The 13,437-nt window shown below is 66.6% G+C and carries 13 protein-coding genes; 4 read left to right on the top strand and 9 right to left on the bottom strand.

Annotated elements, in window-relative coordinates:
- Window positions 1–5: 5 nt before the first annotated feature.
- Together WI697_RS09135 and WI697_RS09130 are read right to left on the bottom strand one after the other, a co-directional pair.
- Complete coding sequence (locus WI697_RS09135; RefSeq protein WP_296709788.1) at window positions 6–779, bottom strand: polysaccharide biosynthesis/export family protein; 774 nt, start codon at window positions 777–779, stop codon at window positions 6–8.
- Window positions 770–2,344, bottom strand: a complete 1,575-nt coding sequence (locus WI697_RS09130) for a GumC domain-containing protein (RefSeq protein WP_345958232.1) — start codon at window positions 2,342–2,344, stop codon at window positions 770–772. Before WI697_RS09130 ends, WI697_RS09135 begins: the two co-directional genes overlap by 10 nt.
- Window positions 2,345–2,352: 8 nt before the next feature.
- On the opposite strand from WI697_RS09130, the gene WI697_RS09125 reads away from it, so the two are divergent.
- Both WI697_RS09125 and WI697_RS09120 read left to right on the top strand, forming a co-directional pair.
- Window positions 2,353–3,213: an exopolysaccharide biosynthesis polyprenyl glycosylphosphotransferase gene (locus WI697_RS09125; RefSeq protein WP_345958231.1), complete on the top strand. Its 861-nt coding sequence runs from the start codon at window positions 2,353–2,355 to the stop codon at window positions 3,211–3,213.
- A complete protein-coding gene (locus tag WI697_RS09120; RefSeq protein ID WP_345958230.1) occupies window positions 3,213–4,232 on the top strand; it encodes a glycoside hydrolase family 18 protein in 1,020 nt (339 codons plus the stop codon). The genes WI697_RS09125 and WI697_RS09120 overlap by 1 nt, the downstream gene beginning before the upstream one ends.
- Before the next feature lie 21 nt (window positions 4,233–4,253).
- Here the strand turns inward: WI697_RS09120 and WI697_RS09115 are convergent, their stop codons facing one another.
- Window positions 4,254–5,060 carry an FkbM family methyltransferase gene (locus WI697_RS09115; RefSeq protein ID WP_345958229.1) on the bottom strand — a complete coding sequence of 269 codons (807 nt, stop codon included), beginning with the start codon at window positions 5,058–5,060 and terminating at the stop codon, window positions 4,254–4,256.
- Between the two features lie 176 nt (window positions 5,061–5,236).
- On the opposite strand from WI697_RS09115, the gene WI697_RS09110 reads away from it, so the two are divergent.
- Window positions 5,237–5,758: a PAS domain-containing protein gene (locus WI697_RS09110; protein WP_345958228.1), complete on the top strand. Its 522-nt coding sequence runs from the start codon at window positions 5,237–5,239 to the stop codon at window positions 5,756–5,758.
- A gap of 15 nt (window positions 5,759–5,773) precedes the next feature.
- Here WI697_RS09110 and WI697_RS09105 read toward each other — a convergent pair whose 3' ends face one another.
- Window positions 5,774–6,622: a LysR family transcriptional regulator gene (locus WI697_RS09105; protein ID WP_345958227.1), complete on the bottom strand. Its 849-nt coding sequence runs from the start codon at window positions 6,620–6,622 to the stop codon at window positions 5,774–5,776.
- 106 nt (window positions 6,623–6,728) lie between these two features.
- On the opposite strand from WI697_RS09105, the gene WI697_RS09100 reads away from it, so the two are divergent.
- Complete coding sequence (locus tag WI697_RS09100; protein ID WP_345958226.1) at window positions 6,729–7,727, top strand: DMT family transporter; 999 nt, start codon at window positions 6,729–6,731, stop codon at window positions 7,725–7,727.
- A gap of 25 nt (window positions 7,728–7,752) precedes the next feature.
- Here the strand turns inward: WI697_RS09100 and eno are convergent, their stop codons facing one another.
- From eno to tpiA, 5 genes are all read right to left on the bottom strand, one after another.
- The gene (gene eno / locus WI697_RS09095; protein WP_345958225.1) at window positions 7,753–9,042 is read right to left on the bottom strand and encodes a phosphopyruvate hydratase; all 1,290 of its coding nucleotides are present in this window, start codon (window positions 9,040–9,042) and stop codon (window positions 7,753–7,755) included.
- A gap of 147 nt (window positions 9,043–9,189) precedes the next feature.
- Entirely contained in the window at window positions 9,190–10,044 is an 855-nt protein-coding gene (gene kdsA, locus WI697_RS09090) for a 3-deoxy-8-phosphooctulonate synthase (RefSeq protein ID WP_014745264.1), read from the bottom strand.
- A gap of 44 nt (window positions 10,045–10,088) precedes the next feature.
- Window positions 10,089–11,723 (bottom strand): CTP synthase, encoded by a 1,635-nt coding sequence (locus WI697_RS09085; RefSeq protein ID WP_296709760.1) that lies wholly within the window; start codon window positions 11,721–11,723, stop codon window positions 10,089–10,091.
- Between the two features lie 203 nt (window positions 11,724–11,926).
- Entirely contained in the window at window positions 11,927–12,352 is a 426-nt protein-coding gene (gene secG / locus WI697_RS09080) for a preprotein translocase subunit SecG (RefSeq protein ID WP_345958224.1), read from the bottom strand.
- Window positions 12,353–12,442: 90 nt separating this feature from the next.
- On the bottom strand, window positions 12,443–13,201 hold the full coding sequence (tpiA, locus tag WI697_RS09075; protein ID WP_062764999.1) for a triose-phosphate isomerase: 759 nt from the start codon (window positions 13,199–13,201) through the stop codon (window positions 12,443–12,445).
- Window positions 13,202–13,437 lie beyond the last annotated feature (236 nt).

The following is a 13,437-nucleotide window of genomic DNA, read 5'->3' as shown; positions in this document are numbered from 1 at the left end:
CTGCGCTAGAACGGCGTGTTCTTCGTCGTGTCGTTGCGGGTGATCGAATACTGGAAGACCCGCTGGAACGGCACGACACCCTCGATGAACTGCGCGACCCACAGATTGACCTCTGCAATCCGGCTGCGCGGGACGAAGATGATGTCGCCCTGCACGATCGGAATGTCGATCAACCGGCCTTCCAGAAGCCCACGCAGATCCACGGTGCGCATCATCGGTCGATCCTGTGGATCCCGTCGGATCAGCACGATCTCGTTCATCCGGCCATTGGGCGTGATGCCACCCGCCAGAGTCAGGGCCTCGGCAACACCGATGCGACCGACGATGCGATACACCCCCGGCGCACGGACGTCGCCGCCGACATAGACCCGGGCGGAAATGGCGTCGTCGACGGCGACATTCACGTCCGGATCCCTCAGGATCCGCGTCGACTGGCCGGCCACACGCTCGGAGGCCTGGGCCGGGGTCAGGTCCGCCACCAGAACCTCGCCGGCAGATTTGAGCGAGATATAGCCGTCGGGCCGGACCGTCACCTCTTCATCGAACTCCGGCGTCCGCCAGAATCCGACCTTGAGCTTGTCCCCTTCGCCAATGCGATAGGGCGGCAATTCGTCGGTCCAGTCGGCGAAGGCGATCGGATTATAGGTGCCGGAGGCGAGGGGCGAGTCCGCCGCGACCGGACGAATGGCCTGGCCGGTCTCGCAGGCGCCAAGCATCAGCATCAGCCCCATGGCAGCCAGAAGCCGCCCCCAGTTCCTTGCGATCCGCATCACAGCCATCGATAGATCGCCCTCGGAATGTGGAATCGGCGGCCGGTCACCACAGCTCCAAGCATATCGCCGCCGGCATCCAGAATCTGATCGCGCGTGTTGCCGGCCACCGGCGCGCGGGTGTGTTCGGCACGTACGACAAGGATGGAGCCGTCGACGACGGGAGCAAGCCGCAAGGCAACGAAACTGTTCCGGGTCGCCGGCGCATCGACAACGACGAAGTCGTAGCGGCCGGCAAGTCCTTCGATCAGCGAGCCCAGCTCCCCCACTTCGGTACGCATGCGCCCCAGGGTCGACCCCGCCGCATCCACGGTCACGTCAAGGCGGGGGATCCGTGTCGGCGCCGCCCGGATACCGTCGACACCCAGCTCAACAGCATCCCCGGCGCGCAATGCGCCGGCCTGACCATTGCCGTCGCGATCGAGATCGACCAGAAGCGTCCGACGGCCATGACCTTCGGCCAGTTCGGTGGCCAGCGCCCTGGAGAACCCCTCCCGGTTTTCGGTTTCACCGGAGGAGACGACCTGAATCGATCTGAGCGACTGGCCGTCTTCACGGCCCGCAAGCAGACGCCCGACGAAATAGATCATCTGCTCCTGGGCGCCACCGCCCACGAAGCCGCCGGCCTCGTTGAAGGTCGCGAGAACCGGCAGCCCAAGCCCGCGCTCCACCTCCAGCGGCAGGAGATATACCCGGCGGTTCCAGGCCGCCGCCAGCCCCGCAACGGCGGCAAGAAGCAGGCCGCCGAACAGACCGGCCGCCACCAGATTGGCCGCCTGGCTGCTTCCGCGTGCAGGCGCATCAGCATATTCGACCACGCGCACATTCGACGCCCGTTCGTCGGCAGCTGCCTCTTCCAGGCCGGCCGTTTCAGCGCGTTCCCGCGCCTGCCGATAAAGCTTGTCGACCACGTCCAGGCTGCGCGTGAGGTCGCCGATCACCTGCTCGCCCTCGCGCAGTTCCGCGATGCGCATGCGCGCAACCTCACGCTGACGCTCCAGCTCTTCCAGCTGACGAGCCGTCGCCTCCTCTTCCAGCTGAATCTGGATCAGATGGTTGGTCAGGAACGCGATGGCGGGATTGCGAACGGTCCGGTCGGCAAAATAGACCGGCCGTTCCTTCTCCTGAAACTGTTCCAGCGTCTTGATCTGGCGCTCGATCTCCTGCAGGCGCGGATGGTTGTCCTGATAGCGCGCCCGCAACTGGTCCCGTTCAAGCTGCAGCTTGATACGGGCGTTTCGCGCCTCGTAATTGTCGGTCCGGTTCGTCCGCTCCGTGAAGTCGAACACCCGTTCCGGAAGCTTGGCCAGCCGCTCCTGCGCATTCGCCACCTCGATGCGCAGCGCTTCGCGCCGCTCCATCACATGGCGCCTGCGTTGAATGATGCTGTCCTCCTGGTTCACCGCCAGAAGGATCTCCTGCTCCAGATTAAGGACCTTATACTTCGCCTTGGCATCGGCCAGGTTTCGCTGCAGCTGGTCGATCTGCAGGCGAAACTTTTCGGCTTCCTGTTCCAGGAAGGGCGATCGCGGATTGGCATAGATGGAGCCGTGTCGCGCCAGATCGCGCAGCACGTCGCGCAGTGGAAATTGCGGGCCTCACCGTCACTCACGGCGTCGATGAACTAGCCCGTCGGGCGCGTCAGGAACGCGTGGACGTGGTGATCATCGCCCTGCCCTGGCGCGCCGGCCAGCACATTGCCGAAATGATGCGGAAACTCTGCGCGATACCGGCCGATGTGCTGCTGCCGATCGAGGCGGACTGGATCAATCTGCGCGGTGCACAGCTGTTCAATGTCGGCGGCCTGCCCTTTCTTCAGGTCGCACGCCGGCCGCTCAAGGGCACCGACGCAATTCTGAAGAGCATCCTGGACTATATCGTGGCCGGCATCGCCGTTCTGCTGCTGTCCCCACTGCTGCTGGTGGTCGCGATCCTGGTGCGGCTCGACAGCCCCGGGCCGATCCTGTTCCGGCAGCGGCGGGTCGGTTTCAACGGCCGTGAATTCGACATGTTCAAATTCCGGTCGATGACCGTCGATCCCACCGACGACGGGTCGCGCGGCACGCCGATGGACAATCCGCGCATCACCCGGATCGGTCGCTTCATTCGCAAAACCAGCATCGACGAGTTGCCGCAGCTGTTCAATGTCCTGCGCGGTGAGATGTCGGTGGTCGGCCCCCGCGCCCATGTCCCCAATATGCTGGTCGGAGAGCGCACCTATTTCGAGACGGTGCAGGAATATGCCGCCCGCCACCGGGTGAAGCCCGGCATCACCGGCTGGGGACAGATCAACGGCATGCGCGGCGGCATCCACGACGCCGACAAGGCCCGGCGTGGGGTCGAACTGGACCTGCAATATATCGAGAACTGGTCGCTGTGGTTCGATATCCGGATCATGGCCCGGACTTTGTTGGGCGGCATGGCCGGACGGGATGTGTTCTGATGCAGACGATGCGCACCCTTCTGTTGACGACGATCGGTCTTCTGGTCGCGCAGGCGGCCTCTGGCACCGAGCGGGTCACGCTTCCCCAGCCCTTCTCGATGGCCTATTACGAAAGCTGGGAAGAGATACCCGTGGCACTCGGCAGCGCCACGCGTCTGGCGATGACGCCGGACCATGTCGATGTGCAGGTGCTGGGTTTCGTCAAACCGGACCTCGTTTACCGAGGCGGGCTGGACCTCACCGAGACGGGGCTGCAGGCGCCGGTCCCCGGCCCCGTCCTCGCCGATGCCGTCCGGGCGCTGAAAGCACGCGCACCCGCGATGAAGGTGCTGCTGGCGGTCGGCGGGTCCGGCTATGTCGACGGCTGGCGCCGCTATGATCCCGCGGCCCTGGCACGTCTGGTCACCGATCTTGGGCTCGACGGCGTCGACCTGGATTACGAGCCGGCAAAACCGGATTGCCAGACGGCCGAGGCGCGCAGGGGCCCCACCGTCGTCTGTCGCACGGATCTCACCTGGTCCAGGCTGATCGCAGACACACGCGCGGTGCTTCCACGCCCGATGATGCTGAGCATCCCTGGCTGGAGCACGGGCGCCTATGGCAGCGGCGCCTTTCAGACCGAGCCGCCCGGCGGCCCCTATACCGGCAGCATGCTGTGGTTGGGTCGCGACCGCGAGGCAGCCGCCGCCGTCGACCTGGTGGCCATCATGGCCTATGCCGCCGGCCCCTCCTACAATCCGGAACGCGCCTTCGCAGCCTATCGGGCGATCTGGGACGGGCCGCTGGCACTTGGGCTGATCGTGCCCCCTGACCCGACCGGTCAGCCTGTTCCGGCGATCGATGCCATTCGCGACCTTGCCGCGCGCCTGAAAGACCAGGAGCAGGCCGGGGTGATGGTCTATGGCATGCTTGGCACACCGCCCTCGGGCCCAAGTGCCGCAACACCCAGCGGTGGCATGATGCTGCGCGCCGTCTGCGAGGGCTTCGGCCGCGACGGATGCGATGCGGTTCTCCCTTAACTCGACCGGGGCAGAACAGGATCAGGCAGAGACCACCGGGCCGTAAGCCGCCTCCAGCCGGGCCAGCGGCTCGGGCCGTGCGACGAAGATGAAATTGTTGACGTAGACCCTGTCGGGCAGCCGGCGGGTTCCCTCTGCATTCAAGGCCGAGCGATCCTGGAGCCGGGCAATATCGAAGCCCGGCATGTCATGCAGACGGCCGTCGAGCAGGTAGAGACCACGATAGCCGATCGGTCCCAGCAAAGCCTGAAGTTCGGCCAGGGTACCCGGCGTGTGACGCTCCTCCGCCTCGATCAGCAGGCTGGGTTGATGGGTCTTCAGGGTTTCGACCGCACCACGAAGTGCCGTGCCTTCGAACCCCTCGACGTCAATCTTCACAAAGCCCACACGCCGGCCACGGCCGATCTCGGATTTGAGATCGTCGAGCCGCCGGACGGCAACGGCAATATGCAGCATCCCGGGCGTGCTGACGCTTCGCACCGCCTCCTCCTTCATGGAGGCGAGACCGGATCCGGCCTCGGGAACATGCAGCACCGCCTCCCCCTCGGCATCGCCCAGCGCCATCGGCATCAACACCAGCCGCCCCTCCCGCAATTCGCGGGCAAACCGGGTCTTCAGCACCTTGCCCATGGTGGGGTTGGGCTCGAAGGCCACGACGCGTCCGGCAGCCTGCAGCATGGGGGCCGTGTAGGCACCGTGATTGGCACCGATGTCATAGGCGTCGGCATCCGCCTCAGCCAGAATCGGCACCAACGCCAGTTCCTTTTCGCCGTAATCGGGGGCCATGCGATCGCGGAAATCGATCAACCGGGCATAGAGCCGGGGCATTCGTCGTTCAATGATGGTTTTCAGGCCGGCCACGGCAGAGAATCCCTCGGATCGTATGGGCGATGGCTACGAACTTTATCATCATATCACGGTTGTCGGCCGGGAGGATGTCTATCGCTGCCACAGCGCTGCACCACGAGGCACTTGCCCCGAATGACGGGCCGGTCGATGATCGCATGATGACCACCGGCTCCACAGATCCCGGCTTCGATGGCCGCGGCCCCCACGCGCCTGATCCGCGGATCCAGGCTTTGATCGCGTATTGGCGGTCGCGACGGATGGGGCGTCCGATGCCGCTTCGGCGGGATTTCGATCTGCTGGTCGATATGCCGAGAACCCTCCCCAATCTTCTGGTCATTGAACGTCTGGCTGACGGAGGCTTTCTGCACCGCTATGTCGGCAGTGTTATCGTCGCGCTCGCCAGACGCGACGCCACCGGCCATCTCGTCGACGGCATCTGGTACGGCAATCGCTGTGCCGACATCCTGCGCGCCTATGACCGCGCCATCGACGAGGCCACACTCATCTGGGGCGTCGATCGCGCAACCTGGCCGGATGGCGAGTGGCGCATGGCAGAGTGGCTGATCATGCCGCTTGCCCGCGCAGACGGCACGCCCGGCTGGGTCGCCAGCTATACTGTCGTGCTCGACGGCCCGGTGACGGCCTACCGCCCGCAGGTTCGCATCCTGAGGGACTGATACCCCCGCCCGCGGCTATAACCTGAAATGCTGCGCCAGCACCGAGCCGATCGCCCCGACGGCGTCGTCGCCGTCCGATGAATGGGCAAGGACAACGGCCTGATGCACACCGATCTGGGGTAGCATTTCCACGATCTGCATCGCCGGCGTCACTCTGGATCTGTCGACCACCGACAGGGCAAGCCCGGCCTCGACACAGGTTTCGACCGCACCGGCCGACGGGCTGGCGAGCAGCACCCGCCAAGGCCGGCCGGCTGATGTCAGCGCCTCCAGCATCGCATCCCGATAGGGGCAGTCGGCCGCATGAAGAGCAAGCGGCAGAATGTCGGGCAGCGCCTTAGCCAGCGCCGGCGCCGCCACCCAGACCGGCGTCGTCGCCACAAGATACCGCCCGTCATGCTCTCCGCCGGCCGGCCGCACGATCACCGCCATGTCCAGCCGCCCGCGCCGGAATTGATCCGTCAGCACACCGCTTGCAGCCGTTTCGACCTCGAGCACCACCCTGGGCCATCGCGCCACGATAACGGGCAGGATGTCCCGGATCACATGCCCTGCATATTCATCGGGCACCCCGAGACGGACCTTCCCGGCAGGTCCGGTATCCTGAAGCTCGTCCATAAGACGGTCATGGACCCGAAGCAGTTCGGTCGTCCCCGCGAGCAAACGCTGGCCCAAGGGGGTCAGCACGACGGCACGGTTGTCACGCTCAAACAGGCGACCGCCGGCCACTGCCTCAAGACGCTGAACCTGAACGCTGATTGCAGCGGGGCTTTTGTTGAGCCGTTCGGCCGCGGCCCGGAACCGCCCCAGCCGGGCGATCATGTGAAAGCTGCGCAGAAGATCGAGATCGAGCATCGCCGGCATGATCAAATTTTTCCGAACATGATGATCAAATCATTTCGTTTTAATGAATGATAATCCCGCGGCAGGATCAAGGCTCTTTTCACGAGCCTCTGCGACGGAATGTGCCATGACCATGATATCCACCAGGCTTCGCCACCTGGGGACCAGCCTGCCCTTGGCCCTGCTCGAAGCCGGTCTGGTGATCAGCTGGAGTTCCGGCTTTGTCGGCACGCGCCTGGCGGTCGATCATGCGCCGGTTTTCCTGGTCGTATTCTGGCGGTGCATTCTGGTCAGCCTGATCCTGCTGCCCTGGGCCATCCGCCAGATCCGCAGAACCGGCCCGATCCGCAGATCGGGATGGCGACGCCTCGGCGCCGAGGCCGCAATCGGCGCGCTCGCGATGGGTGGCTATCTCGCCGGTGTCGCGAAAGGCATCGAGTTGGGGGTACCCGCGGGGCTTGCGGCCCTGATCGCAGATCTCCTGCCCATCGGTACGGCTCTGCTCGGCGCCGCCTTCTTCGGTCGGTATCTGCCGGGTCGCGGCTGGACGGGCCTCGTTGCCGGTGGCATCGGGGTCGCTATTGTCGGCCAGGATGCACTGGCTTCTGGCGAGATACCGGTCCTCGCGATACTGCTGCCCCTCGGCGGCATGGTGGCGCTGGCGACCGCCACACTCTGGCAGGACCGGCTGCCGGCCGGGGGTGGCCCCGGCCCCCTGGCCCGGCTTTGGCTGCACGCGGTGGTCTCAGCCCTGGTCTTTGCCGGTCTGGCCGGCGCCGATGGTGGTCTCGCACCGCCGGCGACACCCGGATTCGCAGTTGCGGTGCTCTGGACGGGGCTTCTGTCCAGCCTCGGCGGCTATGGCCTCTACTGGCTCTGCCTCGCCCGAAGCTCGCCCACCCGGGTGGCCACGGTTCTTTATCTGAGCCCGGCCGTCACCCTGGTCTGGGCCTGGGCGATGTTCGGTGAACCGCTCACCTGGATGATGGTGGTCGGCACCGCGCTCTCTGCCTGGGGCATCTCGCAGGTCATCCGTGCCGAAGGCCAGGGCAGCGAACAAGGCCAGGGTACCGAACGGCGAAGGCCCGCCCGGATCGCTCCGGACGGGCCTTCGTGCAGGTCGTGATCGCCGGGATCGACGATGGCGGGGATCAGCGGCGCGCAAGCGCCTTCAGTGCGCCGCGGCCGGCGTAATAGCCGGTATCGCCCAGGATCTCCTCGATGCGGATCAGCTGGTTGTACTTGGCCAGACGGTCCGAACGCGAGAGCGAGCCGGTCTTGATCTGGCCGCAATTGGTGGCGACCGCCAGATCGGCGATGGTGGTGTCCTCGGTCTCGCCCGAGCGGTGCGACATCACCGCAGTGTAGCCGGCACGGTGGGCCATGTCGACCGCACGCAGCGTCTCGGTCAGGGTGCCGATCTGGTTGACCTTGATCAGGATCGAGTTGGCGAGGCCCTTCTCGATGCCCTCGGCCAGGATCTGCGGGTTGGTCACGAACAGGTCGTCGCCGACCAGCTGGACCTTGCCGCCGATGGCGCGGGTCAGAGCCGCCCAGCCGTCCCCGTCCTGCTCGGCCATGCCGTCCTCGATCGACACGATCGGGTAGCGTGCGACCAGGTCCTCGTAGAAGCGTACCATCTCGTCGGCGCCGAGCACACGGCCCTCGCCGTCGAGGTGATACTTGCCGTCCTTGAAGAACTCCGACGAGGCGGCATCAAGCGCCAGCACCACATCCTCGCCCGGCTTGTAACCGGCGGATTCAATCGCCTTCATGATGAAGTCGATCGCCTCGGCATTGCTGCCGAGATTGGGGGCGAAGCCGCCTTCGTCGCCGACATTGGTGTTGTGACCGGCCGCCGACAGCTGCTTCTTCAGGTGGTGGAAGACCTCGGCACCGGTGCGGATGGCATCGGCGATGCTGTCCGACGCCACCGGCATGATCATGAATTCCTGGATGTCGATCGGGTTATCGGCATGGGCGCCGCCGTTGATGATGTTCATCATCGGCACCGGCAGGGTGTGCGCCATGACACCGCCGACATAGCGGAACAGCGGCCAGCCGGCCTCTTCCGCCGCAGCGCGGGCAACGGCCAGGCTGACGCCCAGGATCGCGTTGGCGCCCAGGCGCGACTTGTTCTCGGTGCCGTCCAGCTCGATCAGCGCCTGGTCGATGCCGATCTGGTCCTCGCCGTCATAGCCGATCAGCTCGTCCGAAATCTCGCCCATCACGGCCTCGACGGCCTGCTCGACGCCCTTGCCCAGATAGCGGGCGGTGTCGCCGTCGCGCTTCTCGACCGCTTCGCGGCTGCCGGTGGAGGCGCCGCTCGGCACGGCGGCACGGCCGATCGCACCGCTTTCCAGCTCGACATCGACCTCGACGGTCGGGTTGCCGCGGCTGTCGAGGATCTCGCGGGCACGAATATCGACGATGGCAGTCATGGGATGTCTCGCTCTCCGTTCAAGGGCAAGGGGCCGGGATCGACTGTCGAGGGGCTGCCTGCCGACGAAACGCGCCGTCGACAGGAAGCTATGCAGCATCAGAATGAGGGCCGCCCGTGACGATGATGCTGTCGGGGCGGCAGAAGATCAGACGGCCAGCGGGCGGGCCTTCGCGGCGGCATCGAACGCCATCCAGTCGGCCACCATCTCGGGCAGCGCCTTCAGCGGCACCATGTTCGGGCCGTCGCTCGGCGCCTTGTCGGGGTCGGGATGGGTCTCGGCGAAAATCGCCGCCACACCCACCGCTGCCGCCGCACGCGCCAGCACCGGCACGAATTCGCGCTGGCCGCCGCTGCGCCCGCCCAGACCGCCGGGCTGCTGAACCGAATGGGTGGCGTCGAACACCACCGGGCAACCGGTGCGGGCCATGATCGGCAGGCCACGATAATCGGTCACCAGGGTGTTGTAGCCGAAGCTCGCCCCCCGCTCGGTGAGCAGCACGTTGGGGTTGCCGGCCGCATCCAGCTTGGCGACCACATTGGTCATGTCCCAGGGTGCCAGGAACTGGCCCTTCTTGACATTGACCACCCGCCCGGTCTTCGCCGCCGCGACCAGAAGATCGGTCTGCCGGCAAAGGAAGGCCGGGATCTGCAGCACGTCCACGGCCTCGGCCGCGATGGCGCACTGCTCGGGCAGATGCACGTCGGTCAGCACCGGCAGGCCGGTGGTCTCGCGGATCTCGGCGAAGATCGGCAGCGCGTCTTCAAGGCCCAGGCCACGCTCGGCACTGGCCGAGGTGCGGTTGGCCTTGTCGAACGAGGTCTTGTAGATCAGGCCGATGCCGAGCTTTTCCGACATCTCCTTCAGCGCCGCCGAGACCTCGAGGGCGTGGGCCCGGCTCTCCAGCACGCAGGGGCCGGCGATCAGCACCAGCGGCCGGTCATTGGCGATCTCGAGCGCGCCGACGCGCACGCGGCGCATACCGTTCTGGGTCTCGGTCATCTCGGGCCTTCCTTGGGATATCCGCAGCAGGGGGATCTTGTCGGTCAGACGAGCCGCGACTGCTCCATCGCGGCCCGCACGAAGGACACGAACAGCGGATGCGGCTCGAAGGGACGCGACTTCAGCTCCGGATGGAACTGAACGCCGACGAACCAGGGATGATCCGGCAGCTCCACGATCTCGGGCAGCACCCCATCGGGCGACAGGCCCGAGAAGCGCAGGCCCGCGGCCTCCAGCCGGTTGCGGTAGTTGACGTTCACTTCCCACCGGTGGCGGTGCCGCTCGGCGATCCGCTCCGCATTGCCATAGATGGCGGCGGCACGGCTGCCGGGCAACAGGGCGCAGTCATAGGCACCGAGACGCATGGTCCCGCCCAGATCGCCCCCCTCGATGCGGGTTTCGGTCGACCCGTCGCCCCGCGACCATTCGGTCAGCAGACCCACCACCGGCTCTTCGGTCGGGCCGAACTCGGTCGACGACGCCTTGGGCAGGTCGGCCAGATGGCGGGCGATCTCGATCACCGCCATCTGCATGCCGAAGCAGATGCCGAAATAGGGAATCCGCCGCTCGCGGGCGAAGGTGACGGCGGCGATCTTGCCCTCGGCGCCGCGCTCGCCGAAGCCGCCGGGCACCAGAATGCCGTGCACGCCTTCCAGGTGCAGCATGGCGTCGTCGCGCTCGAAGACCTGAGCGTCGATCCACTTCAGGCGGACCTTGACGTTGTTGGCGATCCCGCCATGGGCGAGGGCCTCGTTCAGCGACTTGTAGGCGTCCATCAGCTCGACATACTTGCCGACGACGGCGATGGTCACCTCGCCTTCCGGCCGCTTGATCCGGTCGACCACCCGCTCCCAGCCCGTGAGATCGGGGCGCGGCGCGCCGGTGATCCCGAAGGACTTCAGAACCTGGGTGTCGAGCCCCTGCTCGTGATAGCGGATCGGGACCTCGTAGATGGTCTCGACGTCATAGGCCGGCACCACCGCCTCTTCACGCACATTGCAGAACTGCGCAATCTTGCGGCGGTCGGAGGCCGGAATTTCACGGTCGCAGCGCACCAGCAGGATGTTCGGCTGGATGCCGATGCCGCGCAGCTCCTTCACCGAATGCTGGGTCGGCTTGGTCTTCAGCTCGCCGGCCGCCTTGATATAGGGCACCAGCGTGACATGGATGAACACCGCCCGCTCGGGGCCCAGCTCGTTGCCGAGCTGGCGGATGCTCTCCATGAAGGGCAGGCTTTCGATATCACCCACCGTGCCGCCGATTTCGCAAAGCACGAAGTCATGCGCCTCGGCATCGGCCAGGATGAATTCCTTGATGCAGTCGGTGACATGCGGGATCACCTGCACGGTTCCGCCCAGATAGTCACCCCGGCGTTCGCGGGCGATCACCTCGGAATAGACCCGGCCCGAGGTCACGTTGTCGTTGCGCCGGGCGGCGACACCGGTGAAGCGCTCGTAATGGCCGAGGTCGAGGTCGGTTTCCGCACCGTCGTCGGTCACGAAAACCTCGCCATGCTGATACGGGCTCATGGTGCCCGGATCGACGTTGAGATAGGGGTCGAGCTTGCGGAGGCGTACACGGTAGCCGCGGGCCTGCAGCAGCGCACCCAGCGCCGCCGAGCCCAGGCCCTTGCCCAGCGAGGAGACCACGCCGCCGGTGATGAAGATGAAACGCGTCATGGGAGAAGCTCGTCCTGGTCTTTGGCGCGGGGGCGCGCCGGACGTCGATCAACGGGCGAAGGCCACGCCCCGAAAGCGCGGCCCGGCCGGCGATCGACACACCGGCCCGTCCTCGAAGTCCTTGAGCGGACCGGCCCCGACGGGCCGGTCCATCAAGCTCCGAGCCCCGCGGCCGAAGCGGCGCGGGGCCCGAAGCAGTGTCGTCAGTTTGCGGCCGGAGCGGCCGGTGCCGAAGGCGGCGTCACCGTGTCGCCCGAAGGCGCCGGTGCCGAAGGCGCCGAAGGCGTCTCAGCGGGTGCGGCCGGAGCAACGGGCGCCGTCGGCGTCGCCGGGGTGATCGGCGCAGCCGGGCCCGCCGGCGTGGTGGTGTCGATGCGGTCGAGGACCGAGCCGCCCCGATTGTGGGTGCCGCCGAGGATGGCGAGGCCCAGGCTGGTCAGGATGAACAGCGTGGCGAGTACCGCGGTCGCACGGGTCAGCAGGTTGGCCTGGCCGCGCACCGACATCAGCCCGCCGCCGCCACCGCCACCACCGATGCCGAGCGCACCGCCTTCGCTGCGCTGCAGAAGGATCGTGATGATCAGCGCGATCGCCAGCAGCAGGTGGATGACCAGCAGAACACTTTCCATGGGGCGTGTGGTCCGTTCTCGAAAGTGTGGTCGCGAGGCCCGGGCTTTCTGCCGGACCGCACGGGTTTCTCAGAGGGGGGAGCCGCCGCGTCAGCGGGCCGGCGCCGCCGCCCCGATGGCCAGGAAGTCTGCGGCCTTGAGGCTGGCACCGCCGACCAGGGCGCCGTCGACATCGTCGACCCCCAGGATCTCGGCTGCGTTGCCGGGCTTCACCGAGCCGCCATAGAGGATGCGGATGCCCTGGGCGGCATCGCCGAAGCGCGCCGCCAAGCGCGCACGGATCGCGCCATGCACCGCACGGATATCGTCGGTCGTGGGCACCAGGCCGGAACCGATCGCCCAGACCGGCTCGTAGGCCACGACCAGGCGGTCGGCCGAGGCGGAGGCCGGGACGGAGCCGTCGACCTGTGCTTCCACCACCGCAACGCCCTCGCCGGCCTTGTACTGATCGAGCGTCTCACCGACGCAGACGATCGGGACGAGCCCTGCGGCTGCCGCCGCCTCCGCTTTCGCGGCGACAACGGCATCGGTCTCGCCATGATCCTGGCGCCGTTCGGAATGACCGACGATCACATAGGTGCAACCGACATCCTTGAGCAGGGCGGCGGCATGATCGCCGGTATGGGCACCGGAGGCCTTGGCGTGGCAGTCCTGGGCGCCCAGGGCAACCTTCGAACCGCGGATCGCCTCGCCCACGACCGGAAGCAGTGCGGCGGGCGGGCAGACGGCAAACCCGGCGGCGAGGCCTTCGGCGCCGGCGGCGACTTCGGCCGCAAGCGCGCGGCCATCGGCCACCAGCATGTTCATCTTCCAGTTCCCGGCGACCAGCGGCGTGGGACGATGCGGCATACCCGGTAGCTCCCGTAATCTTATAAGAGGCGGCTGCAGAAACGAGTCGGTCTCTTCTCCGGCAGGAAAGCCCGGTTCGCCGGCGGATTCGCGGGATGATCGCCGGCGGCAATCAGGTCCACGCACGCATTCACGCCCGGCAAACGCGCCCTCCGCGTCCGGTCGGGGCTGCTATAACACGCCTCGCGGGGCATTTCCAGTCGGTGCGACAGCACATAACGCAGGCCCGACATGCA

Source organism: Tistrella mobilis (genome assembly GCF_039634785.1).
Taxonomy (GTDB): Bacteria; Pseudomonadota; Alphaproteobacteria; order Tistrellales; family Tistrellaceae; genus Tistrella; species Tistrella mobilis.
This window is presented reverse-complemented; position numbering and strand designations above follow the sequence as displayed.

What these genes read in the sequence shown, in the direction of transcription:
- WI697_RS09135 (WP_296709788.1), bottom strand. Translation starts at nt 779, where the DNA reads ATGGCTGTGATGCGGATCGCAAGGAACTGGGGGCGGCTTCTGGCTGCC.
- WI697_RS09100 (WP_345958226.1), top strand. Translation starts at nt 6,729, where the DNA reads ATGACCATGATATCCACCAGGCTTCGCCACCTGGGGACCAGCCTGCCC.
- WI697_RS09115 (WP_345958229.1), bottom strand. Translation starts at nt 5,060, where the DNA reads ATGCCCCGGCTCTATGCCCGGTTGATCGATTTCCGCGATCGCATGGCC.
- WI697_RS09105 (WP_345958227.1), bottom strand. Translation starts at nt 6,622, where the DNA reads ATGCCGGCGATGCTCGATCTCGATCTTCTGCGCAGCTTTCACATGATC.
- secG (WP_345958224.1), bottom strand. Translation starts at nt 12,352, where the DNA reads ATGGAAAGTGTTCTGCTGGTCATCCACCTGCTGCTGGCGATCGCGCTG.
- kdsA (WP_014745264.1), bottom strand. Translation starts at nt 10,044, where the DNA reads ATGACCGAGACCCAGAACGGTATGCGCCGCGTGCGCGTCGGCGCGCTC.
- WI697_RS09085 (WP_296709760.1), bottom strand. Translation starts at nt 11,723, where the DNA reads ATGACGCGTTTCATCTTCATCACCGGCGGCGTGGTCTCCTCGCTGGGC.
- tpiA (WP_062764999.1), bottom strand. Translation starts at nt 13,201, where the DNA reads ATGCCGCATCGTCCCACGCCGCTGGTCGCCGGGAACTGGAAGATGAAC.
- WI697_RS09110 (WP_345958228.1), top strand. Translation starts at nt 5,237, where the DNA reads ATGATGACCACCGGCTCCACAGATCCCGGCTTCGATGGCCGCGGCCCC.
- WI697_RS09120 (WP_345958230.1), top strand. Translation starts at nt 3,213, where the DNA reads ATGCAGACGATGCGCACCCTTCTGTTGACGACGATCGGTCTTCTGGTC.
- eno (WP_345958225.1), bottom strand. Translation starts at nt 9,042, where the DNA reads ATGACTGCCATCGTCGATATTCGTGCCCGCGAGATCCTCGACAGCCGC.